This window comes from Streptomyces sp. NPDC033845 (assembly GCF_055576225.1).
The window spans coordinates 1-22263 of record NZ_JBVIRI010000001.1 but is presented as its reverse complement, the minus strand read 5'-3'; the positions used below and the strand labels follow the sequence as shown (position 1 = coordinate 22263).

25 protein-coding genes are annotated in these 22263 nt (G+C 71.8%); 16 read left to right on the top strand and 9 right to left on the bottom strand.

The annotated features are described in order from the left end of the window. The first annotated feature begins 135 nt into the window (after positions 1–135). The 3 genes from fabG to ACZ50K_RS00115 all read left to right on the top strand — a co-directional run bounded on the left by fabG (position 136) and on the right by ACZ50K_RS00115 (position 2197). Positions 136–855 (top strand): 3-oxoacyl-[acyl-carrier-protein] reductase, encoded by a 720-nt coding sequence (gene fabG, locus ACZ50K_RS00125; protein ID WP_468895272.1) that lies wholly within the window; start codon positions 136–138, stop codon positions 853–855. A gap of 4 nt (positions 856–859) precedes the next feature. After that, positions 860–1630 carry an enoyl-ACP reductase FabI gene (gene fabI, locus ACZ50K_RS00120; protein WP_468895269.1) on the top strand — a complete coding sequence of 257 codons (771 nt, stop codon included), beginning with the start codon at positions 860–862 and terminating at the stop codon, positions 1628–1630. 177 nt (positions 1631–1807) lie between these two features. Beyond that, positions 1808–2197, top strand: a complete 390-nt coding sequence (locus ACZ50K_RS00115; protein WP_468895266.1) for a hypothetical protein — start codon at positions 1808–1810, stop codon at positions 2195–2197. A 58-nt stretch (positions 2198–2255) separates the two neighbouring features. Here ACZ50K_RS00115 and ACZ50K_RS00110 read toward each other — a convergent pair whose 3' ends face one another. Beyond that, a complete protein-coding gene (locus tag ACZ50K_RS00110) occupies positions 2256–2927 on the bottom strand; it encodes a FadR/GntR family transcriptional regulator (RefSeq protein WP_468895263.1) in 672 nt (223 codons plus the stop codon). Between the two features lie 33 nt (positions 2928–2960). Between ACZ50K_RS00110 and ACZ50K_RS00105 the strand changes: the two genes are divergently transcribed. The 4 genes from ACZ50K_RS00105 to ACZ50K_RS00090 all read left to right on the top strand — a co-directional run bounded on the left by ACZ50K_RS00105 (position 2961) and on the right by ACZ50K_RS00090 (position 5374). Continuing rightward, entirely contained in the window at positions 2961–4244 is a 1284-nt protein-coding gene (locus ACZ50K_RS00105) for a CynX/NimT family MFS transporter (protein WP_468895260.1), read from the top strand. A 4-nt stretch (positions 4245–4248) separates the two neighbouring features. Further along, on the top strand, positions 4249–4365 hold the full coding sequence (locus ACZ50K_RS00100) for an SGM_5486 family transporter-associated protein (RefSeq protein ID WP_468895257.1): 117 nt from the start codon (positions 4249–4251) through the stop codon (positions 4363–4365). Between the two features lie 170 nt (positions 4366–4535). Further along, positions 4536–4739, top strand: a complete 204-nt coding sequence (locus ACZ50K_RS00095; protein ID WP_468895254.1) for a hypothetical protein — start codon at positions 4536–4538, stop codon at positions 4737–4739. Positions 4740–4852: 113 nt separating this feature from the next. Continuing rightward, the gene (locus ACZ50K_RS00090; RefSeq protein ID WP_468895251.1) at positions 4853–5374 is read left to right on the top strand and encodes a SixA phosphatase family protein; all 522 of its coding nucleotides are present in this window, start codon (positions 4853–4855) and stop codon (positions 5372–5374) included. 29 nt (positions 5375–5403) lie between these two features. Here ACZ50K_RS00090 and serB read toward each other — a convergent pair whose 3' ends face one another. After that, positions 5404–6603, bottom strand: a complete 1200-nt coding sequence (gene serB / locus ACZ50K_RS00085) for a phosphoserine phosphatase SerB (RefSeq protein ID WP_468895248.1) — start codon at positions 6601–6603, stop codon at positions 5404–5406. Between the two features lie 237 nt (positions 6604–6840). On the opposite strand from serB, the gene ACZ50K_RS00080 reads away from it, so the two are divergent. Continuing rightward, the gene (locus ACZ50K_RS00080; RefSeq protein WP_468895245.1) at positions 6841–9381 is read left to right on the top strand and encodes an ABC transporter ATP-binding protein/permease; all 2541 of its coding nucleotides are present in this window, start codon (positions 6841–6843) and stop codon (positions 9379–9381) included. 106 nt (positions 9382–9487) lie between these two features. Here the strand turns inward: ACZ50K_RS00080 and ACZ50K_RS00075 are convergent, their stop codons facing one another. From ACZ50K_RS00075 to ACZ50K_RS00065, 3 genes are all read right to left on the bottom strand, one after another. Further along, positions 9488–10207 carry a transglycosylase SLT domain-containing protein gene (locus ACZ50K_RS00075; protein WP_468895242.1) on the bottom strand — a complete coding sequence of 240 codons (720 nt, stop codon included), beginning with the start codon at positions 10205–10207 and terminating at the stop codon, positions 9488–9490. Between the two features lie 309 nt (positions 10208–10516). Continuing rightward, on the bottom strand, positions 10517–11659 hold the full coding sequence (locus tag ACZ50K_RS00070; protein WP_468895239.1) for an S-adenosylmethionine:tRNA ribosyltransferase-isomerase: 1143 nt from the start codon (positions 11657–11659) through the stop codon (positions 10517–10519). Next, positions 11656–12360 (bottom strand): SDR family NAD(P)-dependent oxidoreductase, encoded by a 705-nt coding sequence (locus tag ACZ50K_RS00065; protein ID WP_468895236.1) that lies wholly within the window; start codon positions 12358–12360, stop codon positions 11656–11658. The genes ACZ50K_RS00070 and ACZ50K_RS00065 overlap by 4 nt, the downstream gene beginning before the upstream one ends. A 228-nt stretch (positions 12361–12588) precedes the next feature. Here ACZ50K_RS00065 and ACZ50K_RS00060 point away from each other — a divergent pair, with 228 nt between their 5' ends. The 3 genes from ACZ50K_RS00060 to ACZ50K_RS00050 all read left to right on the top strand — a co-directional run bounded on the left by ACZ50K_RS00060 (position 12589) and on the right by ACZ50K_RS00050 (position 14770). Next, a complete protein-coding gene (locus ACZ50K_RS00060) occupies positions 12589–13737 on the top strand; it encodes a GAF domain-containing sensor histidine kinase (protein WP_468895233.1) in 1149 nt (382 codons plus the stop codon). A gap of 16 nt (positions 13738–13753) precedes the next feature. Next, entirely contained in the window at positions 13754–14401 is a 648-nt protein-coding gene (locus ACZ50K_RS00055) for a response regulator (RefSeq protein WP_468897119.1), read from the top strand. A gap of 123 nt (positions 14402–14524) precedes the next feature. Then, positions 14525–14770 (top strand): chaplin, encoded by a 246-nt coding sequence (locus ACZ50K_RS00050; protein WP_468895230.1) that lies wholly within the window; start codon positions 14525–14527, stop codon positions 14768–14770. A 128-nt stretch (positions 14771–14898) separates the two neighbouring features. Here the strand turns inward: ACZ50K_RS00050 and ACZ50K_RS00045 are convergent, their stop codons facing one another. Beyond that, positions 14899–15699, bottom strand: coding sequence for a hypothetical protein (locus ACZ50K_RS00045; protein ID WP_468895227.1), 801 nt, complete (start codon positions 15697–15699; stop codon positions 14899–14901). A gap of 97 nt (positions 15700–15796) precedes the next feature. Between ACZ50K_RS00045 and ACZ50K_RS00040 the strand changes: the two genes are divergently transcribed. The 4 genes from ACZ50K_RS00040 to ACZ50K_RS00025 all read left to right on the top strand — a co-directional run bounded on the left by ACZ50K_RS00040 (position 15797) and on the right by ACZ50K_RS00025 (position 19028). Continuing rightward, entirely contained in the window at positions 15797–16591 is a 795-nt protein-coding gene (locus ACZ50K_RS00040) for an ABC transporter ATP-binding protein (protein ID WP_468895224.1), read from the top strand. 68 nt (positions 16592–16659) lie between these two features. Beyond that, positions 16660–17088, top strand: coding sequence for an NfeD family protein (locus tag ACZ50K_RS00035; protein ID WP_468895221.1), 429 nt, complete (start codon positions 16660–16662; stop codon positions 17086–17088). Positions 17089–17210: 122 nt separating this feature from the next. Beyond that, positions 17211–18164 (top strand): SPFH domain-containing protein, encoded by a 954-nt coding sequence (locus ACZ50K_RS00030; RefSeq protein WP_468895217.1) that lies wholly within the window; start codon positions 17211–17213, stop codon positions 18162–18164. A 78-nt stretch (positions 18165–18242) separates the two neighbouring features. Beyond that, positions 18243–19028 (top strand): sulfite exporter TauE/SafE family protein, encoded by a 786-nt coding sequence (locus tag ACZ50K_RS00025; RefSeq protein WP_468895214.1) that lies wholly within the window; start codon positions 18243–18245, stop codon positions 19026–19028. Positions 19029–19105: 77 nt separating this feature from the next. Here the strand turns inward: ACZ50K_RS00025 and ACZ50K_RS00020 are convergent, their stop codons facing one another. From ACZ50K_RS00020 to ACZ50K_RS00010, 3 genes are all read right to left on the bottom strand, one after another. After that, the gene (locus ACZ50K_RS00020; protein WP_468895211.1) at positions 19106–19609 is read right to left on the bottom strand and encodes an HNH endonuclease; all 504 of its coding nucleotides are present in this window, start codon (positions 19607–19609) and stop codon (positions 19106–19108) included. A 149-nt stretch (positions 19610–19758) separates the two neighbouring features. Beyond that, a complete protein-coding gene (locus tag ACZ50K_RS00015; protein ID WP_468895208.1) occupies positions 19759–20295 on the bottom strand; it encodes a YbhB/YbcL family Raf kinase inhibitor-like protein in 537 nt (178 codons plus the stop codon). A 46-nt stretch (positions 20296–20341) separates the two neighbouring features. Next, positions 20342–21124, bottom strand: coding sequence for a sporulation protein (locus ACZ50K_RS00010; RefSeq protein WP_468895205.1), 783 nt, complete (start codon positions 21122–21124; stop codon positions 20342–20344). Between the two features lie 96 nt (positions 21125–21220). Here ACZ50K_RS00010 and ACZ50K_RS00005 point away from each other — a divergent pair, with 96 nt between their 5' ends. Then, complete coding sequence (locus ACZ50K_RS00005) at positions 21221–21862, top strand: DNA-3-methyladenine glycosylase (protein ID WP_468895202.1); 642 nt, start codon at positions 21221–21223, stop codon at positions 21860–21862. The last annotated feature ends 401 nt before the right edge of the window (positions 21863–22263 follow it).

Below are 22263 nucleotides of genomic sequence, written 5' to 3'. Positions count from 1 at the left end.
CCGAAGTGCACACCTCTTTCTGTAGGGATTCGACAGCGCGGGTCCCGTGGCCCTGTCGGGGCCCGATTCCCCGTACGGGTCCGGGTACCGATAGGTTTTGCGGTATATACAGACCGCTAGCGAAAGGGTGATCCGTTGAGCCGCTCGGTTCTCGTCACCGGAGGAAACCGGGGCATCGGCCTCGCCATCGCCCGCGCCTTCGCCGACACCGGCGACAAGGTCGCGATCACGTACCGTTCGGGCGAGCCGCCGGCCGAGCTCGCGGAGCTGGGTGTGCTGGCGGTCCGCTGCGACATCACCGACTCCGAGCAGGTGGAGCAGGCCTACAAGGAGATCGAGGAGAAGCACGGCGCGGTCGAGGTGCTGGTGGCCAACGCCGGCATCACCAAGGACCAGCTGCTGATGCGCATGTCCGAGGACGACTTCACCACCGTCCTGGACACCAACCTCACCGGCACCTTCCGGGTCGTCAAGCGCGCCAACCGCGGCATGCTGCGGGCCAAGAAGGGCCGCGTGGTCCTGATCTCCTCCGTGGTCGGCCTGCTCGGCTCCGCGGGCCAGGCGAACTACGCCGCCTCCAAGGCCGGGCTGGTCGGGTTCGCCCGCTCCCTCGCCCGGGAGCTGGGCTCCCGCAACATCACCTTCAACGTCGTGGCGCCCGGTTTCGTGGACACCGACATGACGGCGGTGCTCACCGACGAGCAGCGCGCCGGCATCGTCTCCCAGGTCCCGCTCGGCCGCTACGCGCGGCCGGAGGAGATCGCCTCTGCGGTCCGCTTCCTCGCGTCGGACGAGGCCTCGTACATCACAGGAGCCGTCATTCCCGTTGACGGCGGATTGGGCATGGGTCACTGATCACATGAGCGGAATCCTCGAAGGCAAGCGGATCCTCATCACCGGTGTGCTGATGGAGTCCTCCATCGCCTTCCACACCGCGAAGCTGGCGCAGGAACAGGGCGCCGAGGTCATCCTCACCGCCTTCCCGCGGCCCACGCTGACCGAGCGCATCGCCAAGAAGCTGCCCAAGCCGGTCAAGGTGATCGAGCTCGACGTCACCAACCAGGAGCACCTGGACCGGCTGGAGGGCCTGGTCCGGGAGGAGCTCGGCGGTCTGGACGGAGTCGTCCACTCCATCGGCTTCGCCCCGCAGGACGCCCTCGGCGGCAACTTCCTGAACACCCCCTTCGAGTCGGTGGCCACGGCCATGCACGTCTCGGCGTTCTCCCTGAAGTCGCTGACCATGGCCTGCAAGCCGCTGTTCCCGGCGGAGGGTGCGGCCGTGGTCGGCCTCACCTTCGACGCGCAGTACGCCTGGCCGCAGTACGACTGGATGGGCCCGGCCAAGGCGGCCCTGGAGGCCACCAGCCGCTACCTCGCCCGTGACCTGGGCAAGGAGGGCATCCGCTGCAACCTGGTCTCGGCCGGCCCGATCGGCTCGATGGCCGCCAAGTCCATCCCCGGCTTCTCCGAGCTCGCCGACGTCTGGAACGGCCGCTCCCCGATGGCCTGGGACATGAGCGACCCGGAGCCGGCCGGCAAGGGCGTCGTCGCCCTGCTGTCGGACTGGTTCCCGCAGACCACCGGCGAGATCGTCCACGTGGACGGCGGTCTGCACGCGATGGGTGCCTGACCCCTCGCGGCCTCCCGCGCACGGCCGAGGGCCGCGCTCCCCTTGCGGGGGCGCGGCCCTCGTGCTGTCCGCCGCCGGGTGCGACCGGCCGGATCTTCCGAGTCGAGAAAAGGGGCAGATGCCTGCAAACTGACCGGGCCGGGATCTTCCCGGCCCATGGCGGGGAGGAGGCACCGGTTGCGCGCCAGGCGGAGCGGAGCGGTATCGCTGCTGGTCACCTCGGTCGTCCTGAGCGGACTGCTGATCCCCGGCGCGGCCGCACACCCCACCGGAGCACGCTCGGCGCCCGGCACCGGAGCGCGGCCCGCCCCCGCGGCCGCCCCGCCGGCCGCGGAGCCCTTCGGAGCGGACTGCCGGACCCGGATCGAGGGCTCCACCGTCACCGCCACCTGCCACAACCCCTACCCGGTCACCGACCGGGTGCGGCTGCACCTGGAGTGCGACCGCTGGTGGGACGTGGACGGGGACGGGGCCGCGGTGGCCGTGGAACCGGCCGGCCGGGTGCGGCTGACCGCCCGCTGCTGGAAGGAGGTCCGGGCCGCCTGGACCAGCCACCACCGGGGCTGACCGGCCGCGCACCCCGCCGGGTGGCGCGGCGGACCGCTCAGGCCCCGCGGAGGACCGCTCAGGCCCCGCGGAGGCAGACGAACGGGTACCCGGCCGCCTCCGACCCGGCGGTGTCGGCGTCGCCCCGCCGGATCGCCTCGATCAGCCGGGCGTGGTCCAGATGGGACTCCGGGGTGAGCTCGGTGCCCACGTCCGCCCGCAGCCAGTCCCGGATCAGATCGCCGAGGTCGGCGTACAGCTCGATCAGCACCTCGTTGTGCGAGGCGGTGACCACCGCCATGTGCAGGGCCACGTCGGCCGCGACGAACACCTCCGCGTCCCCGGACTCCCAGGCCCGCTCGCGCCGTGCCAGCAGGGCGTCCAGCTGGGCCAGGTCCCGCCCGGTGCGCCGCTCCGCCGCCAGCCGGGCGGCCGAGGCCTCCAGGGTGGAGCGCAGCTCGGCGATGTGCCGGGGATCCGCCCCGGCGAACCGCCGGTGCATCACCCCGGCCAGCTCGCTGGTCGCCAGTACGTAGGTGCCCGAGCCCTGCCGGATGTCCAGCAGGCCGTTGTGGGCCAGCGCCCGGACCGCCTCGCGGACCGTGTTGCGGGCCACGCCCAGCAGGTCCACCAGCTCCGGTTCGGTCGGGATCCTTGAGCCGACCGGCCATTCCCCCGAGGTGATCTGGTTCCGGATCTGGGTGATCACCTGGTCGACGAGCGCGGAGCGCCTGGGTGAGGTCAGTGGCATGGAGCAATCATCCCATGATTCTATGATGGTGTGATGCAGGACGAAGAGATACAGACCCTGAACCGGCCCGCCCCGCTCCGGCAGCAGCGCGCGGAACCGGGCGAGGCCGCCCCGCCCGGCTGGCTCGGCCCGGTGCTCGTCGTCGGCATCGTGCTGGCCGCCCTCAACCTGCGGCCCGCCATCACCAGCCTCGGCGCCCTCTTCGAGGAGGTCCGCACCGGCCTCGGGATGAGCGGCACCGTCGCCGGACTGATCACCTCGGTACCGGCCCTCTGCTTCGCCGTCTTCGGGGTCACCGCCCCCCGGCTCTCCCGCCGCTTCGGCCCGGCGGCCGTGGTCTGCGCGGGCATGGGCATGGTGGCCGCCGGACTGCTGATCCGCCCGTTCACCCACAACGCGGTCGGCTTCCTGGCCGCCAGCGGCCTCACCCTCGCCGGCATCGCCCTCACCAACGTGCTGCTGCCGGTGATCGTCAAGCGCTGGTTCCCGGACCGGGTCGGCACCATGACCGGCCTCTACTCCATGGCCCTGGCCGCCGGCACCTCCCTCGCGGCCGCCGCCACCGTCCCCATGACCGAGGCCCTCGGCGGCAGTTGGCGCACCGGCCTGCTGGTCTGGGCCGCCCTCGCGGTCATCGCCGTACTGCCCTGGCTGCCGATCGCCCGCCAGGTCCGTCGGGACCGCGCCGCCGCCCGCAGTTCCGAGGCGCGCACCGAACCGGCCGGCCCCAACGTGGTCCGCAGCCGCACCGCCTGGGCCCTGGCCTGCTACTTCGGTCTCCAGGCCACCGGCGCCTACATCACCATGGGCTGGCTCCCGCAGATCTTCCGCGACGCCGGGGTCTCGGCCGGCACCGCCGGCCTGCTGCTCGCCGTCACCATGGTGATGGGCGTCCCGCTGGCCTTCGTGATCCCGGGCCTGGCCGGCCGGATGCGCCACCAGGGCCCGATCGCCGTCACCCTCGGCCTCTTCGGGCTCGCCGGATACCTGGGGCTCTACTTCGCCCCGGCCGCCGGAGCCTGGGCCTGGGCCCTGCTGCTGGGCGTCTCCAACTGTGCGTTCCCGCTGGTCATCACCATGATCGGACTGCGCGCCAAGTCCCCGGCCGGAGTCGTCAAGCTCTCCGCCTTCGCCCAGTCCACCGGCTATCTGATCTCCATCCCGGGCCCGCTGCTGATCGGCACCCTCTACCAGCACAGCGGCGGCTGGGACCTCCCGCTGGCCCTGATGGCCGGACTGCTGGTGCCGCAGATCGCGCTGGGCGTGCTCGCCGGACGGGACCGCACGATCGAGGACGAGTGCGGCGTGCGAGACTGACCGCATGCCCGTCCTCGAACCGAACCCCCAGAACGGCCGCAAGAAGCTGGGCCTCGTGCTCGGCGCGATGCTCGGCGTGACCGTGATCATCGCCATCATCGCGACCTTCGCCTCCCCCTGACCCCGGCCCGGCCGGCCCCGGGGTGGGGATAACCCCACCACCCCTAGGGGGTCGGGCTCAGGGTCGAATGGGGTGCGCCCCCGATGGGAACCCGCCGCGCGGATCCGTAGCGTGACGAGGGAAGACGCGCCGTGCGCGTACGGCCCCAGCGGAACCCCCAGGAGACGGCGATGCCGGTACCCACCCAGCCCCGCGCCATCCGCGGACACGGCGCCCACGCCCGGCTGACCTGGTGGGCGCTGGCCCTGCCGGCGCTCGCCTTCGGCTGCCTCTTCGCGCTGCTCCTGGTGGCGGTGCCCGCCGAGGCCCCGGCCGGCACCGACGGCTCCGCCCTCGGCCATCTCGTCGAGCGGGTCCTGCACTCCCTCGGCTGACCGCCGGCCCGGCACGGGCCCCGTACCGCCCCGACGCGGCCCGGGTGCGGCCCCGGGGTGAGCTGCCCCAACACCCTGCGCTCCATGGCCGGTTTCATGCGAAGCTGGGACTCATGAGCGCCGATACACCCCGCAGGATCGTCCTCCTCCGGCACGCCAAGGCCGACTGGCCCCAGGTCTCGGACCACGAGCGCCCGCTGGCCGAACGCGGCCGCAAGGACGCCCCGGCCGTCGGACTGAAGCTGGCCGAGACCGGCATCGCCTTCGACCTGGCCCTCTGCTCCACCGCCGCCCGGACCCGGGAGACCTGGAAGCTCGCCGTCCAGGAACTGGGGCACCGGCCCAGGACGGTCTACGAGGAGCGGCTCTACGAGGCCTCGCTGGGCGAGCTCATCGCCCTGCTGAACGAGACCCCCGAGGAGGTGGCCGACCTCCTGGTGATCGGCCACAACCCGGGGATGCACGCCCTGGCCGACGCCCTGTCGGGCCGGGCCGAGGGGGACACCCTCCGGCGGATGGGCCGGACCGGCTTCCCGACCTCGGCGCTGGCCGTGGTCTCCTTCACCGGCACCTGGAAGTCGGTGGAGCACGGTGTCGGCACCCTGCTGGACTTCTGGACCCCCAAGGAGCACTGAGCCCCACGGGCACCGGTACGGCCGCTGCCTCAGCCGAGGTCGGCGGCCTCGACCTCTTCCCGGGTGATCCCCAGCAGGTACAGCACCGCGTCCAGGAACGGCACGTTCACCGCCGTGTGCGCGGCCTCCCGCACCACCGGCTTGGCGTTGAACGCCACCCCGAGCCCGGCCGCGTTCAGCATGTCCAGGTCGTTGGCGCCGTCCCCGATGGCCACCGTCTGGGCCAGCGGCACCCCGGCCTCGGAGGCGAACCGGCGCAGCAGCCGGGCCTTCCCGGCCCGGTCCACGATCTCGCCGGTGACCCGGCCGGTCAGCTTGCCGTCGACGATCTCCAGGGTGTTCGCCGAGGCGAAGTCCAGCCCCAGCCGCTCCTGGAGGTCGTCGGTGACCTGGGTGAACCCGCCGGAGACCACGCCGACCTGGTAGCCGAGCCGCTTCAGGGTCCGGATCAGGGTCCGGGCCCCCGGGGTCAGCCGCACCTCGGCCCGTACCTTGTCGACCACCGAGGCGTCCAGCCCGGCCAGCAGCTCCACCCGGGCATGCAGGGACTGCTCGAAGTCGAGCTCCCCGCGCATCGCCCGGGCGGTCACCTCGGCCACCTGCTCCTCGCAGCCGGCGTGCGCGGCGAACAGCTCGATGACCTCGTCCTGGATCAGGGTCGAGTCCACGTCCATCACCACCAGCCGCTGGGCCCGCCGGTGCAGCCCGGAGGAGACCACGGCCACGTCCACGCCGATCTCGGCGGCCGCGGTGGCCAGGGCCGTCCGCAGCGGCTCGGTCTCCACACCGGAGACGGCGAACTCCACGGCCGTCACCGGATACTTGGCGAGCCGGAAGATGCGGTCGATGTTGCCGCCGGTGCCGGTGATCCGGGCCGCGATCACCGCGGTGGACTCGGCGGTCAGCGGATGCCCGAGCACGGTCACATGGGAACGCCCGCTGCCGCGCGGACGGTTGTCACCGGTACCGGAGATGATCTCGGCCTGGAGCTTCATGGACTCGGCCCAGCTGTGCACCGTGGCCCGGAGGTCGCCCTCGCTCCCGGCGGTGGGCTTGGTGACCAGGGCGCACAGGACGATGCGGCCCCGGGTGACCACCTGCTCGATGTCGACCACGTCGACGGAGTAGGCGGCGAGGGTGTCGAACAGCCCGGCGGTGATCCCGGGTCGGTCCTTGCCGTAGATCTTGACGAGGAGGGTGGGGACGTCGGAGGTCTGCGAAGCACTCATGGTGGCCACACCGTATCCTCCCGGCCCCCGGTCCGGGCGCACCGTCTCACCGGTCGAACGGGGGCGAGAAGTCCTGAATCACACCGTCCGGGAGCCTTTCGGAACCGGTGGGAGAACCGGTGGGACGGCCTGGATTCCCCTTGTGGCCGCGAGCCTGGAATAGTTCCCCCGGATGTTCGCCATCCCTAGACTCCCTGACGTCAGGGGGATCCTCGGGGGACAACAAGTGGGGCTGGAGTGCCGGAACTCGTACTGGAATTGAACGGAAGGACCTGGACGCTCGATCCGTCCAGGTCGTACACGCTGGGGCGCGACCCCCAGGGCGACATGGTGATCGACGACGCCCGGGTCTCGTGGCGGCACGCCACCCTCAGCTGGAACGGCCGGGGCTGGGTGATCGAGGACCACGGCAGCACCAACGGCACGTACGTCCGGGGGGCCCGGGTCCAGCAGGCCGAACTGGCCCCCGGCACCCCGGTGCACCTGGGCAACGCCCAGGACGGTCCGCGGCTGAATCCCACCGCCGCCGCTCCGGCCGCCGCGGCCGCCGCGCCGGCCGGCCAGCAGCAGGGCGGGGCCTGGTCCCCGGAGCAACAGGCCTACGCCGCGCACCAGCAACAGCAACACCAGCAGCCGCAGCACCAGCAACAGCAGCACCAACACCAGCAGCCGCAGCACCAGCAGCCGCAGCAGCAGGGGCACTTCCCGCAGCAGCAGGGCGGGGCCCGTCCCGCCCAGGGCCAGGCCGCCGGCACCCCCGGCTACGCCGACCGCAGCCCGACCACCTTCCACCAGCTGGCCCTCGGCCATGTGATGCGGATCGGCCGTGCGCTCGACAACGAGCTGGTGGTCTCCGACCTCCAGGTCTCGCGCCACCACGCCGAGTTCCGGTCCATGCCGGGCGGCCGCTTCGAGATCCACGATCTCGGCAGCCACAACGGCACGTACGTCAACGGCCAGCCGCTCGCCAAGTCCGGCACCGCGCTGCTCGGCCCGCAGGACATCGTGGGCGTCGGCCACTCCACCTTCCGGATCGTGGGGGACCGGCTGGAGGAGTTCGTCGACACCGGCGAGGTCTCCTTCTCGGCCCGCCACCTCACGGTCACCGTGGACGGCGGCAAGCAGATCCTCAAGGACGTCTCCTTCGGCGTCCCGGAGAAGTCGCTGATCGCGGTCATCGGCCCGTCCGGGTCCGGCAAGTCCACCCTGCTCAAGGCGCTCACCGGCTACCGGCCCGCCAACCAGGGCGACGTGCTCTACGACAACCGCAACCTGTACAAGCAGTTCGCCGAGCTCCGCCAGCGCATCGGGCTGGTCCCGCAGGACGACATCCTGCACAAGGAGCTCACGGTCCGCACCGCGCTGAAGTACGCGGCCAAGCTCCGCTTCCCCGGCGACACCGCCGAGTCCGAGCGCGCCGCCCGCATCGACGAGGTGCTGCGCGAGCTCAAGCTCGACATCCACAAGGACAAGAAGATCACCTCGCTCTCGGGTGGTCAGCGCAAGCGCGTGTCCGTGGCCCTGGAGCTGCTCACCAAGCCCTCGCTGATCTTCCTGGACGAGCCGACCTCCGGCCTGGACCCGGGCATGGACCGCGACGTGATGCAGCTGCTGCGCGGCCTGGCCGACGACGGCCGCACCGTGCTGGTGGTCACCCACTCGGTGGCCGAGCTCGCCATCTGCGACAAGCTGCTGGTGATGGCCCCGGGCGGCTCCGTCGCGTACTTCGGTCCGCCGGACGAGGCGCTGAACTTCTTCGGCTACCAGACCTGGGCGGACGTGTTCTCGGCCTTCGAGAACTACCGCGACTACGACTGGGCCGGCCGCTGGAAGGGCTCGCAGCACTACCAGCTGTACGCCGCCGACATCGACGCGGTCGCCCCGCAGTCGGTCAGCATGCCGCCCGCCCAGCAGATGCGCCCGCCCAAGCCGCAGGGCTGGGGCTCGCAGCTGTTCACCCTGATGCGCCGCTATGTCTCGGTGATCGCCTCGGACAAGGGCTTCATGGGGCTGATGCTGATCCTGCCCGCCGTCCTCGGCGTGGTCTCGGTGGTCATCCCCGCCGACTTCGGCCTGGGCAAGCCCACCGGCAAGGCGATCTACAACGGGGACGCCGGAACGATCATGCTGATCCTCGCGGTCGGCATGTGCTTCTCCGGCGCCGCCAACTCGGTCCGCGAACTGATCAAGGAACGGGTCATCTACGAGCGGGAGCGCGCCACCGGCCTGTCCCGCTCGGCGTACCTGATGTCGAAGGTGATCGTCCTCGGCCTGATCACCGCCCTCCAGGGCGTGATCATCTGCGGGATCGGCTTCGCCCCCCGGGCGCTGCCCGAGGAGGGGCTGCTGATGCCCCCGGCCGTGGAGCTCTGCCTCTCGGTGATCGCCCTCGGCTTCACCTCGATGATGTTCGGGCTGGTGATCTCCTCGCTGGTGAAGACCGCCGAGAAGACCATGCCGCTGCTGGTGATGTTCGCGATCGTCCAGGTCGTGTTCACCGGCATCCTGTTCCAGGTGTACGACTCCCCGGGCCTGGAGCAGTTCGCCTGGCTGATGCCGTCCCGCTGGGCGATCGCCGCCGCCGGCACCACCCTGGACCTCGGTCACCTGATGCCGCCGTGGGACCGCGACGACCCCACCAACCTGGACCCGCTCTGGGAGGCCACGGTCGGCCAGTGGACGTTGGACATCACCGTCCTGCTGCTGCTCGGCATCGCCTGCGGCTTCGCGGTGGCGCGCCTGCTGCGCCGCCACGAGCCCGAGGTCATGCGCAAGTGAGGCGGGCGGCCGGCGGGACCGGTCGCGCACACGCCAGAACGCCGCGGGGCGGCACCCGGAATCCGGGTGCCGCCCCGCGGCGCATGGGGGAGCGGTGGCAACAGGCTCAGTAGGCGCTGTTGACGTTGTCCATCGAGCCGTAGCGGTCGGCCGCGTAGTTGCAGGCGGCGACGATGTTGGCGACCGGGTCGTACTGGTCGAACTTGGTGCCGGGCACGTGGTAGGCCTTGAAGGTCGGGTAGATCACCTGGAGCAGGCCCTTGCTGGGGATGCCGTTCCGGGCGTTGATGTCCCAGTTGTTGATCGCGAGCGGGTTGCCGCTGGACTCGCGCATCACATTGCGGTGGATACCGGCGTAGCTGCCCGGAATGCCCTCCTTCTTCATGATGAAGAGAGCTTCCTTGATCCAGCCGTCCAGGTTGTTGGCGAAGACCGGGGTGCGGGCGGCGGAGCGGCTGGCCGCGGCCTTCTGCGCGCGGGCCTTCTTCGCGGCGGCCTCGGCCTTGGCCTTGGCGTCGGCGTCCGCCTTGGCCTTGGCGGCCTTGGCCTTCGCCTTGGCGGCGGCCACCGCCTTGGCCTCGACCACGGCCTGCTGGCCGGCGACGATCTGCTGCGCGGCGACCTGGTCGGCGACCTGGGTGGTGTGGGCGACGGAGACGATCCGCTCCAGGGAGACCGGGGCCGCGCTGACCGGCTGGGCCTCGGCGGAACCGCCGGGCACCAGGGAGAAGGCGAGGGCGGCGGCACCGAGGGTGGCGACACCGGCGATCGACATCTTGTGGGTCTTGGTCAGACGGCTATGACCGGCAGAGCTGGGAGCAGACATGGAGGTCACCTTTACGAAGAGCGGGGGCCGCAGGAAAACGCCGCCGGGATCCCGGGGATCCAGCGGCGCCGTGCGACGGAGGCCATTCTTAGCGGCGGCAAAATCCCGTGGCAAAGGTGTGACGTACGAAGCCGGATAGTGGATCAGGGCGCCGCGTCGGGCCCCTGATTTCGCCGTCAGAGCCGCTCCCAGCAGCCCTGACGGCGCCTTTACTTCTCCACTACGCGACTTCGTAAGTGATGTGCGTCCTATGCCCGGGCTCACACCGGACCCCGCTCCCGCTCACCATCTGTTGCGATGGCAACGCAATCAGTGAGCCGTCTCCTCCTTGAGTAGCAGATGGACGTCCCCGAACTCGTGCCAAAGGCAGAGACGGGCCGCCGCCTCGGCATACCCGCGGCGTACGGCCTCCCGCCCGGCCACCGCCTCCAGCATCAGCAGGTGCGAGGCCGCCGGCTCGTGCAGCCCGGTCAGCAGCCCGTCCACCGCCCGCACCCCGCGCCGCGGGGTCACCACCAGATCCGTCCACCCGGCGGCCGGCCGGACCACCCCGCGCCCGTCGGCCGCCGACTCCAGGGCCCGGACCGCGGTGGTCCCCACCCCGATCACCCGCCCGCCCCCGGCCCGGGCCGCGTTCACCAGCCGGGCCGTAGCCTCCGGCACCTCGAACCGCTCCGGATACGGCGGCTCGTGCGCCTCGGCCGAGGCCACCCCGGTGTGCAGGGTCAGCGGAACCACCTGGACCCCCCGGCTCACCAGCCGCGCCACCAGCTCCCCGGTGAAGGGCCGGGCCGCGCTCGGCATCTCCGCCGAACCCGCCCCGTCCGGCCCCGGCCGCGCGAACACCGTCTGGTACGCGGCCAGCGGCTGGTCCCGCTCCGTGTACGCGTACCGGATGGGCCGCCCGTGCTCCCGCATCACCCCGTACACCACGGCGCCGTCCGCCTGGGCGCCCGCGCGCCCGGTCGGCCGCGCCCACCACAACCGGTCCGACCCGGCCGACAGGGGCTCCTCCCAGACCAGGCCCAGCCCGCCCGGCAGCTCCGCCACCGTCCCCGCCGGACCGCCGCCGCGCGGCCGGGTCGTCCCCCGCCCGTCCCGCTCGCGCAGCTCCACCGCCCAGCGCCCGTCGTCCCCCCGGGTGGAGAGGTGCACCACCACCGCCTCCCGGTCCGCCCCCAGCCGGGCGTCCACCGCCGCCGGCAGGGTCGCCGAGGTGTTCACCACCAGGACGTCCCCGGCCCGCAGCAGCTCCGGCAGCTCCCGGAACCCGTGCAGGGACACCTCCGTCCCCCGGGACACCAGCAGCCGCACCGCGTCGCGTCCCAGTCCCGGCCCCCGCTGCTCGGCCGGAACCCGAGCCGAAAGCCCCGGAGGAATGTCCGTTATATAGGGGGACGTAATGCTCTGTGCCGTGCCCGGCGTCCAACCCCGCCCCGATGAGCCGCTCATCGCACACCCTCCAGGGCCAGACCCTCCGCCGTGTACCGACCGCTCGGCAGCCGCTCCACCACCAGCCGCAGCAGCACCGGAGCCACCTCCCCTGGCCCCGGCAGCGAGGCCGTGTCCTCCGCCGGATCGGCCGCCGCCATCATCCGCGTCGCCATCGACCCCGGATCCGCCCACCACACCCGCAGCCCGGGCTCCTCCACCGCCAGCACCGCCGACAGCAGGTCCACCGCCGCCTTCGTGCCCCCGTACGCCCCCCACGTCCGGTACGGCACCACCGCCGCGTCCGAACTCAGATTGAGCACCGCACCCCGCCCCGAGGCCCGCAGCAGCCCCGCCGCCTCCTGCACCAGCCCCAGCGGCGCCACCACATTGGTCTCCAGCGCCGCCCGGAACGCCTCCAGCGGCTGCTCCGCCAGCGACACCAGCGGCTCGGCCGGCAGCACCGCCGCGTTGTTCACCAGCAGCTCCAGACCCCCCAGCCCGACCGCCGCCGCCACCAGCTCCGCCCGGTGCCCGGCATCGGCCACGTCCCCCACCACCGGCACCACCCGCACCCCGCCCCCGCCGAGCTCCGCCGCCAGCTCCGCCAGCGGCCCCGCGCTCCGCGCCCCCAGCACCAGGTCCCAGCCGCGCCCCGCCAGCTCCCCGGCCAGCGCCCGGCCCAACCCCCGCGAAGCCCCCGTCACCAATGCCACGGCCATGACCGCACCCCTTCCTCACCCGTTCCTCACGCACCGGAGTCCCCGGCCGTCCTGCGAACACCTTCAAGCTAGGAACCCGGGCCCCCGCCCCGCCTCGGCCGCCGGCCCCACCCGCACCCCTCCCTTGGAAGTAGGCCGACCCCACCTCGCCCCGGGCCCCCGCCCTAGGTCCCCGGCCTCGGTCCGATGGCCGATCCCGCAGGTCAGAGCCCCGGGTACGGTGATCCCATGCACAACGGACCGGAACGCACGGGCCTGGCCGCGGTGAGCACCGCGCTGCTCGCCATGAACCGGCAGCTGGAGGTCCACGACGTCCTCAAGACGATCGTCGTCTCGGCCCGCACCCTCCTCGACGCCGAATACGCCGCCCTCGGCGTCCCCGACGACCACGGAGGCTTCGCCCAGTTCGTGGTCGACGGCATCAGCGACGAGCAGTGGCGCCGCATCGGCCCGCTGCCCCGCCAGCACGGCATCCTCGCCGCGATGCTCCACTCCTCGGCCCCCGAACGGCTCGCCGACCTCCGCCAGGACCCCCGCTTCGGCGGCTGGCCCGCCGCGCACCCCGAGCTCTCCGACTTCCTCGGCCTGCCCATCCGCGACGGCGAGGAGGTCCTCGGCGCCCTCTTCCTCGCCAACAAGCGCTGCCCGCGCCCCGGCGGCGGCTGCGGGTTCACCGAGGCCGACGAGGACCTCCTCGGCCTCCTCGCCCAGCACGCCGCGATCGCCCTCACCAACGCCCGGCTCCACGAACGCAGCCGCGAACTGACCATCGCCGAGGAACGCTCCCGGCTGGCCCACGAACTCCACGACGCGGTGGCCCAGAAACTGTTCTCGCTGCGCCTCACCGCCCAGGCCGCCACCGCCCTCGTCGACCGGGACCCGGCCCGCGCCAAACAGGAACTCCACCAGGTCGCCCTGCTGGCCGCCGAGGCCGCCGACGAACTGCGCGCCGCCGTGGTCGAGCTCCGCCCGGCCGCCCTCGACGAGGACGGCCTGGTCGCCACCCTCCGCACCCAGGTCCAGGTCCTGGACCGGGCCCACACCGCCACCGTCACCTTCACCAGCGAAGGGGTGAAGGCCCTCCCGGCCGCCCACGAGGAGGCCCTGCTGCGGGTCGCCCAGGAGGCCCTGCACAACGCCCTGCGGCACTCCGGCGCCGAACGGGTCACCGTCACCCTCACCCGGGACCCCCAGGGGGTCACCCTCCGGGTCGGCGACGACGGCTCCGGCTTCGACCCCAGAACGGTCCGGCGGGCCGGCCGCCACCTCGGCCTGGTCTCCATGCGGGACCGGGCGAGCGGCGCCGGCGGCCGCCTCACCGTTCAATCGGTGCCCGGCGAGGGCACCACGATCGAGATGGAGATCCCCGGTGGCTGACCCGCTGGCCGACCCCCTGGCCGACCCCCGCATCCAGGTCCTGCTCGTCGACGACCACCAGGTGGTCCGCCGCGGCCTGCGCACCTTCCTGGAGATCCAGGAGGACATCGAGGTCGTCGGGGAGGCCGCCGACGGCGGGACCGGCTGCGCCCTCGCCGAGGAACTCCGCCCCGACGTCATCCTGATGGACGTCAAGATGCCCGGCATGGACGGGATCGAGGCCCTGAAACGGCTCAGGGAGCTCGCCAACCCGGCCCGGGTCCTGATCGTCACCAGCTTCACCGAACAGCGCACGGTGCTCCCCGCACTCCGCGCGGGCGCCGCCGGATACCTCTACAAGGACATCGACCCCGAGGCGCTCGCCGCCGCCATCCGCTCCGTGCACGCCGGCCACGTCCTGCTCCAGCCGGAGCTGGCGCTGCTCCTCCTCACCCCCGAGGACCAGCCGCCCGCCCCGACCCGCGGCTCCACCCTCACCGACCGCGAGGGCGAGGTCCTCACCCTGATCGCGGACGGCCGCTCCAACCGGGAGATCGCCCGCGCCCTGGTCCTCTCCGAGAAGACGGTCAAGACCCACGTCTCCAACATCCTGATGAAGCTGGACCTGGCCGACCGCACCCAGGCGGCCCTGTGGGCGGTGCGCACCGGACACGCACCGGACTGAGATTCATAGATTCATACCGTCGTGTGTATGTAGCCCACATGGCGTATCCCCGGGGAGCGCCGCCCGTTCTCCATGACGTGCCGCGGCGACCTGCCGCGGCGAACGCTCATGGAGGCTGTGAAAGTGAAGAAGCTCAACAAGGCCGCTGCCGTCACCGCGATCGCCGGCGGCCTGGTCGCCGCCGCGGCGGGTGTATCCGCGGCCCACGGCGGATCCCACGCCGAGGGCGAGGCCATCGGCTCGCCCGGCGTCGCCGCCGGCAACCTCGCCCAGCTCCCCGTGCACGTCCCGGTCAACTCGGTCGGCAACACCGTGAACGTCATCGGCCTCCTCAACGGAGCCTTCGGCAACACCGGTCTCAACAACTGACCCACCGCGGCCCCGCCTCCCCCCACCTCCCCCGGGAAGCGGGGCCACCCCGAGCCGGCCCGGCGCCCAAGCCCCGGCCCCGGGTCGCACCCGGGCCGTCTTCGCGCCGGGCCGCGCCCGGCCGTGGTTCAGCCGCGGCCGTGGCCCCGTTCGCGTTCGCGTTCCTCCACGTACGCGTTGTACGCCGCCACCTGCGCCCGCCGGGCCACCCGCTCCACCGGCCGGAGCGCCACCGTGCGCGCCTCGATCTCGCCGGCCGTGACCGCCCCGCCGGGCCCGTGCTCGTACGCCATGCCCACCAGCAGCCCGACCCGCTGCGCCAGCTCCAGCACCCGCACCGCCCGCGGCGGATATCCCGGGGCCAGCACCTCCCGGCCGGCCTCGGCCCTGGCCCGGTACGCCGAGACCACGGCCTCGGAGGCCGGGCCCGAACCGGCCACGTCCAGCCGGGTCAGCACCACCGTCGCCTCCCGCAGCGCCTCCGCCAGTTCCCGCTCCGCCTCGCCGAGCGACGGCACGTCGGCCGGCGGGGCCTCCCGTACCGGCAGGCAGTGCCAGAGCACCGACACGTGCAGATCGCCGGCCGGCCCGGCCTCGGTCACCTCCGGCACCAGACCCAGTGCCGCCCCCGTGCACACCACGGCCTCCGCCGCCTCCAGCGCCCGCGCGTTGAACTCCGCGGGACCGCTCAGCCCCAGCGGATGCCCCGGGGCCGGCAGGGCCACCCGCAACCCCGTGACCCCCAGTGCCCGCAGCCGCCCCAACGCGAGCGTCAGCCCCACCGGCCCCGTCTCTCCCGGCAACCCCGTCACCCGGTGCACGTGGTCCTCGCCCACCGCCGAGGACACCGCCTCGTCGGGCGACACCAGACCGGCCAGCAGCGCGTTCCCCCAGGCGGCCAGCCGCCCTGAACGTGGTTCGATCAGCATCCCCCCACCTTACGGACCCGCCGAGTGGCGTAGGTTTTCCCTGGGGCTGCGCCCACCGGCGCACTACGGACCGACATGCAAGGGGAGACAACCGCTGATGAGCGACGTTCTGGATCTGGTGGACGTATCCGTGGTCCGCGAGGGCCGGGCTCTGGTGGACCAGGTCTCCTGGTCGGTCAAGGAGGGGGAGCGCTGGGTGATCCTCGGCCCCAACGGCGCCGGGAAGACCACCCTGCTCAACCTCGCCTCCAGCTACCTCTTCCCCACCAAGGGCCAGGCCACCATCCTCGGTTCCACCCTCGGCCGGGTCGACGTCTTCGAGCTCCGCCCGCGGATCGGCATGGCCGGCATCGCGATGGCCGACAAGCTCCCCAAGCGGCAGACCGTCCTGCAGACCGTCCTCACCGCCGCCTACGGCATGACGGCCAGCTGGCATGAGGAGTACGAGGAGATCGACGAGCAGCGCGCCCGCGCCTTCCTCGACCGCCTCGGCATGACCGCCTACCTCGACCGGAAGTTCGGCACCCTCTCCGAGGGCGAGCGCAAGCGCACCCTGATCGCCCGCGCCCTGATGACCGACCCGGAGCTGCTGCTCCTCGACGAGCCGGCCGCCGGACTCGACCTCGGTGGCCGCGAGGACCTGGTCCGCCGCCTCGGCCGACTGGCCCGCGACCCGCTCGCCCCCTCCATGGTGATGGTCACCCACCACGTCGAGGAGATCGCTCCCGGATTCACCCACGTCCTGATGATCCGTCAGGGCAAGGTGGTCGCCGCCGGCCCCATCGACCTCGAACTCACCTCCCGCAACCTGTCGTTGTGCTTCGGCCTGCCGCTGGTGGTCCAGCGCAACGAGAGCGACCGCTGGACGGCCCAGGGCCTCCCGCTCCGCTAGGGACGCTCCCGGGCACCTCCTCGCCCGTACCCTGTCCCGACCGCGCCCGGCCCACCTACCATGACCACGTGGACATCGACGCGTGGGTGTGGTGGCTCATCGGCGCGGTCGGACTGGGCATACCCCTGGTCCTGACCGCGATGCCGGAATTCGGCATGTTCGCCGCCGGAGCGGTCGCGGCCGCGATCACGGCGGCCCTCGGCGGCGGTGTCGTCGCCCAAGTCCTGGTCTTCGTGGTGGTCTCGGTCGCGCTGCTCGCCGTGGTCCGGCCGATCGCCAACCGGCACCGCGACCAGCGCCCCCAACACCGCAGCGGCATCGAGGCGTTGAAGGGCAGATCCGCGGTCGTCACCGAACGCGTGGACGGCAGCGGCGGCCGGATCAAACTCGCCGGCGAGATCTGGTCCGCGCGTACCCTCGACGCGGGCATCAGCTTCGAAGTGGGCCAGCAGGTCGACGTGGTCGAGATCGACGGCGCCACCGCCGTCGTCATGTGAGCCGGCCCGCCGGGTGAGCCGCCACCTCCTGTGAACCGGCCCGCCAGGTCGGCCGGAACGCCATCTGAGTCGACGAACCCGACTCCGCACAGACAGACAGCCAGAAGGGCACGGGGAACCGCATGCAACCGATCATCATCGTCCTGATCATTCTGGTGGTGCTGGTCTTCATCGCGCTGGTCAAGACGATCCAGGTGATCCCGCAGGCCAGCGCCGCCATCGTCGAACGGTTCGGGCGCTACACCCGCACCCTCAACGCGGGCCTCAACATCGTCGTCCCGTTCATCGACTCGATCCGCAACCGGATCGACCTCCGTGAGCAGGTCGTCCCGTTCCCGCCGCAGCCGGTCATCACCCAGGACAACCTGGTCGTCAACATCGACACCGTCATCTACTACCAGGTGACCGACGCCCGGGCCGCGACCTACGAGGTGGCCAGCTACATCCAGGCCATCGAGCAGCTCACCGTCACCACCCTCCGCAACATCATCGGCGGAATGGACCTGGAGCGGACCCTCACCTCCCGCGAGGAGATCAACGCCGCCCTCCGCGGGGTCCTCGACGAGGCCACCGGCAAGTGGGGCATCCGCGTCAACCGCGTCGAGCTCAAGGCCATCGAGCCGCCGACCTCCATCCAGGACTCGATGGAGAAGCAGATGCGCGCCGACCGCGACAAGCGCGCCGCCATCCTCCAGGCCGAGGGTGTCCGGCAGTCCGAGATCCTGCGCGCCGAGGGCGAGAAGCAGTCCTCGATCCTGCGCGCCGAGGGTGACGCCAAGGCGGCCGCCCTGCGCGCCGAGGGCGAGGCCCAGGCCATCCGTACCGTCTTCGAGTCCATCCACGCCGGCGACGCCGACCAGAAGCTGCTCGCCTACCAGTACCTCCAGATGCTCCCCAAGATCGCCGAGGGTGACGCCAACAAGCTCTGGATCGTGCCCAGCGAGATCGGCGACGCCCTCAAGGGCCTCTCCGGTGCCATGGGCAACTTCGGCCCCATGGGCGGCGGTTCGGTGCCCCGACAGGCACCTCCGGCCGACGAGCCGACGGCCCGTCGGGAGAAGCCCCCCATCGACTGAACCGGCCAGGCCGTCCGGCATGATCAGTGAGGCCCCTCGACCCTCACGGCGGGGAGGCGACTCACTGATCCGAAGGAGATGGCCTTGTCCATCCACGACTCCCTCTGGGAATCGCTCGCGGTCTTCGCTGCCGGCATCGGAGCCGGCACCATCAACACCATCGTCGGCTCCGGGACGCTGATCACGTTCCCGGTGCTGCTGGCCACCGGCCTGCCCCCGGTCACCGCCAACGTCTCCAACACCCTCGGCCTGGTCCCCGGCTCCATCAGCGGGGCCATCGGCTACCGCAAGGAACTCCGCGGACAGGGCCCCCGGGTGCTCCGTCTCGGCGCCGTCAGCCTGGTCGGCGGCCTGGCGGGCGCCATCCTGCTCCTCACGCTGCCCTCCGACTCCTTCGACACCATCGTGCCGATCCTCATCGGGCTCGCCCTGGTCCTGGTCGTCCTCCAGCCCCGGCTGGCGGCCGCCCTCAGGGCCCGGCAGGAGAAGGCCGGCGGCGAACCGAACCCCGGCGGGGGCCCGGCCCTGCACACCGGCATATTGCTCTCCAGCGCCTACGGAGGCTACTTCGGCGCCGCCCAGGGAGTCCTCTACCTCGGGCTGATGGGCCTCTTCCTCAACGAGGACCTCCAGCGCGTCAACGCCGTCAAGAACGTCATCGCGGCGATGGTCAACGGCATCGCCGCGCTCTTCTTCCTGTTCGTCGCCGACTTCGACTGGACGGCCGTGCTGCTGATCGCCGTCGGCTCCACCATCGGCGGCCAGCTCGGCGCCAAGGTGGGCCGCCGCCTCCCGCCGACCGCGCTCCGCGCGGTCATCGTGCTGGTCGGCACCGTGGCGATCATCCAGCTGCTCCTCCGCTAGCCACCGGCCACGCGCCACCGGCCACCGGCGTCAGCCGCGAGCCGGGGCGCCCGGCCCGGAGGCCAGGGGGCGTCCGGCTAGGCGCTCCGCTCCAGCCACTCCGGCAGCGCCCCCCGCCCGCCCGACCCCAGGGCCAGCAGCATGGCGTCCGCCGGGGACGGCACGAACGGCCGCCGCAGCAGCGGCATCCCGGCCTCCTCCGGAGTCCGCGCCGCCTTGCGGTGGTTGTCCTCCGCGCAGGAGGCCACCGTGTTCAGCCAGGTGTCCCCGCCGCCCTGCGCCCTCGGCAGCACGTGGTCCACCGTGGTGGCGCGCTTCCCGCAGTACGCGCACCTGTGCTGGTCCCGGGCCAGCACCCCCCGCCGCGACCACGGGGCGTGTCTTCGGAAGGGCACCCGTACATAGCGGCACAGCCGGATCACCCGGGGCATCGGAAGGTCCACCGCCGCCGCCCGCACCCGGAGTTCGGGGTGCGAGGCCTCCACGACGGCCTTGTCCTGGAGCACCAGGACCACCGCACGGTTCAGAGTCACCGTCGACAGCGGCTCGAAGCTCGCATTCAGCACCAGCGTGTCCCGCATCTCGCCCACCTCCCGTGTGCAGGCCCGCACCCCTGTGGCGGCAAGGCCCGGCACCACTCTGGACGCGCGGACCAACGCGGGACAACGCAATAAAAATGCCCGGTCCTGGTCGTCTTTAGACCAGGACCGGGCAAACGCTCGGCGAACGATCAGTCCGAGGCCTCCGCCTGGTACTCACCGATCAGCTGCGCACGTCCCAGGGCGTGGAACCGCAGATGGAACCCGACCACCGCCGGCGAGGCCTCCGCGTCGGGCCCCAGCTTCGCCCGGTCCACCGCGTACACGGTGAACACGTACCGGTGACGCTCCCCGGCGGGCGGCGCGGCCCCACCGAAGTCCCGGGTCCCGTAGTCGTTGCGGACCTGCACCGCCCCGGCCGGCAGCCCCTCGAACTTCCCGCTGCCCGCCCCGGCCGGCAGCTCCGTCACGGAGACCGGCAGGTCGAACAGCACCCAGTGCCAGAACCCGCTGCCGGTGGGAGCGTCCGGGTCGAAACAGGTCACCGCGAAACTCTCGGTGCCCTCCGGGAAACCCTCCCACCGCAGCTGCGGCGACAGGTTCCCACCCGCCAGCACCTGCGCCTCGCCCAGCTCCGCACCCGGTGCCAGATCGGCACTGGTCACGGTGAAAGCGTGCACCGGCGGATGGAAATCGTGCGGGAGCGGCGCCCTGCCCTGCTCAGTCACAACCGAACCTCCAGATCGCGGACCTGTCCGGCAGGAGCCTAGATCCCTAGAACCAGTTGCGCTGGGAACCGACCGAAGCGATCCACTGGTTCAGGTACGCAGCCCAGTCCGTGCTCTGGTACGACTGCAGCCCCACCTGGAAGCAGCGGTAGGTGTCGCTGCCCTCGGTGAACAGACCCGGCTTCTTGTCCATCTCCAGGACCACGTCCATCTCACGGCCGTCCGAGACGAAGGTGAGCTCGACCTGGTTCAGCCCCCGGTACTGCTGCGGCGGCACGAACTCGATCTCCTGGTAGAACGGCAGCGTCTGCCGGGTGCCCCGGATGTGCCCGCGCTCCATGTCCGCGCTGCGGAACTGGAAGCCCAGCTGGGCGAAGGCGTCCAGGATGGCCTGCTGAGCCGGCACCGGGTGCACGTTGATCGGGTCGAGGTCACCGGCGTCCACCGCGCGGGCGATCTCCAGCTCGGTGCTCACACCGATGTTCATCCCGTGCAGGTGCCGGCCCGCGAAGTGGGTGACCGGGGTCTCCCACGGGATCTCCAGACCGAACGGCACCACGTGCACCGCCCCGGCCTGGACGGTGAACGCCCCGCCGAGCCGCTGCTTGGTGAAGACGATGTCCTGCTTGACCTCCTGGTCACCGCTCTCCACCTCCACCCGGGCCTGGAGACCGACGGACAGCCCCTCGATCTGCTGGTCCACCGATCCGCCCTGGATCCGCACCTCACCCTGGACGATCCCGCCCGGCACCACGTTCGGCTCGGTGATGACCGTGTCCACCGAGGCCCCGCCCGCACCCAGACTCGCCAGCAGCTTCCTGAAGCCCATCGTCTACTCCCCTTGCTTCTCCGTACGACTACCTCTTGATAACGCGGAACCTTAGAGCCCGGTTGCAGCTCCATCGACTCCACTACGCTCGACCGGATGAGCGCGCGTCCCGACCGTACGCCCCTGCCCCGGGCCTTCTTCGACCGCCCGGTCCTCACGGTGGCCCCCGACCTGCTCGGCCGCACCCTGGTCCGCCGCACCGCGGACGGCCCGATCGAGCTGCGCATCACGGAGGTGGAGGCCTACGAGGGCCGGGCCGACCCGGGCTCGCACGCCTACCGGGGGCGCACTCCCCGCAACGCATCGATGTTCGGACCGCCCGGACACGCGTACGTCTACTTCATCTACGGCATGTGGTTCAGCCTCAACCTGGTGTGCGGACCGCCGGGGGAGGCCTCGGGGGTGCTGCTCCGGGCCGGCGAGATCACAGTGGGTGCGGATCTCGCGGCCAAACGTCGACTTTCCGCCAAGAACCCCAGAGAACTGGCCAAAGGCCCGGCCCGTCTGGCGACGGCCCTGGACGTGGACCGGAGCCTGGACGGTGCGGACCTCTGCTCGGGTTCGGAGGCCCCCCTGTATGTAAGGACGGGCACCCCCACCACACCCGACCTGGTGAGCAACGGACCCCGCACCGGGGTGGGCGGGCACGGAGCCCACCACCCCTACCGCTTCTGGATCACCGGCGACCCCACCGTGAGCCCCTACCGGGCCCACGCGCCACGCCGCCGCTCAACTTGACTCGCCCCTGGCCGCCGCCTAACGTAGCCCGAGCCGCTTGAAACGGGGCACTGCTGTCAGCAGCCCGGAGCGGCCAACCACTACCTACGATTCACCCTGGCGGGGATGAATTCGGCATGCCCGAATTCCGAACCGGCGGCCCGATTATGAGCCGCAAGGGAAATCCGCTAACGTAGTGACCACGCCGAAAGGGAAACGCGAAAGCGAGAACCTGGAAAGCACCGAGGAAATCGGGTCCGAAAAGATCTGATAGAGTCGGAAACGCAAGAACGAAGGAAGCGCCCGGAGGAAAGCCCGCGAGGGTCAGTACAAAGGAAGCGTCCGCACCTTGAGAACTCAACAGCGTGCCAAAAATCAACGCCAGAAGTTGATACCCCGTCCACCTCGGTGGATGAGGTTCC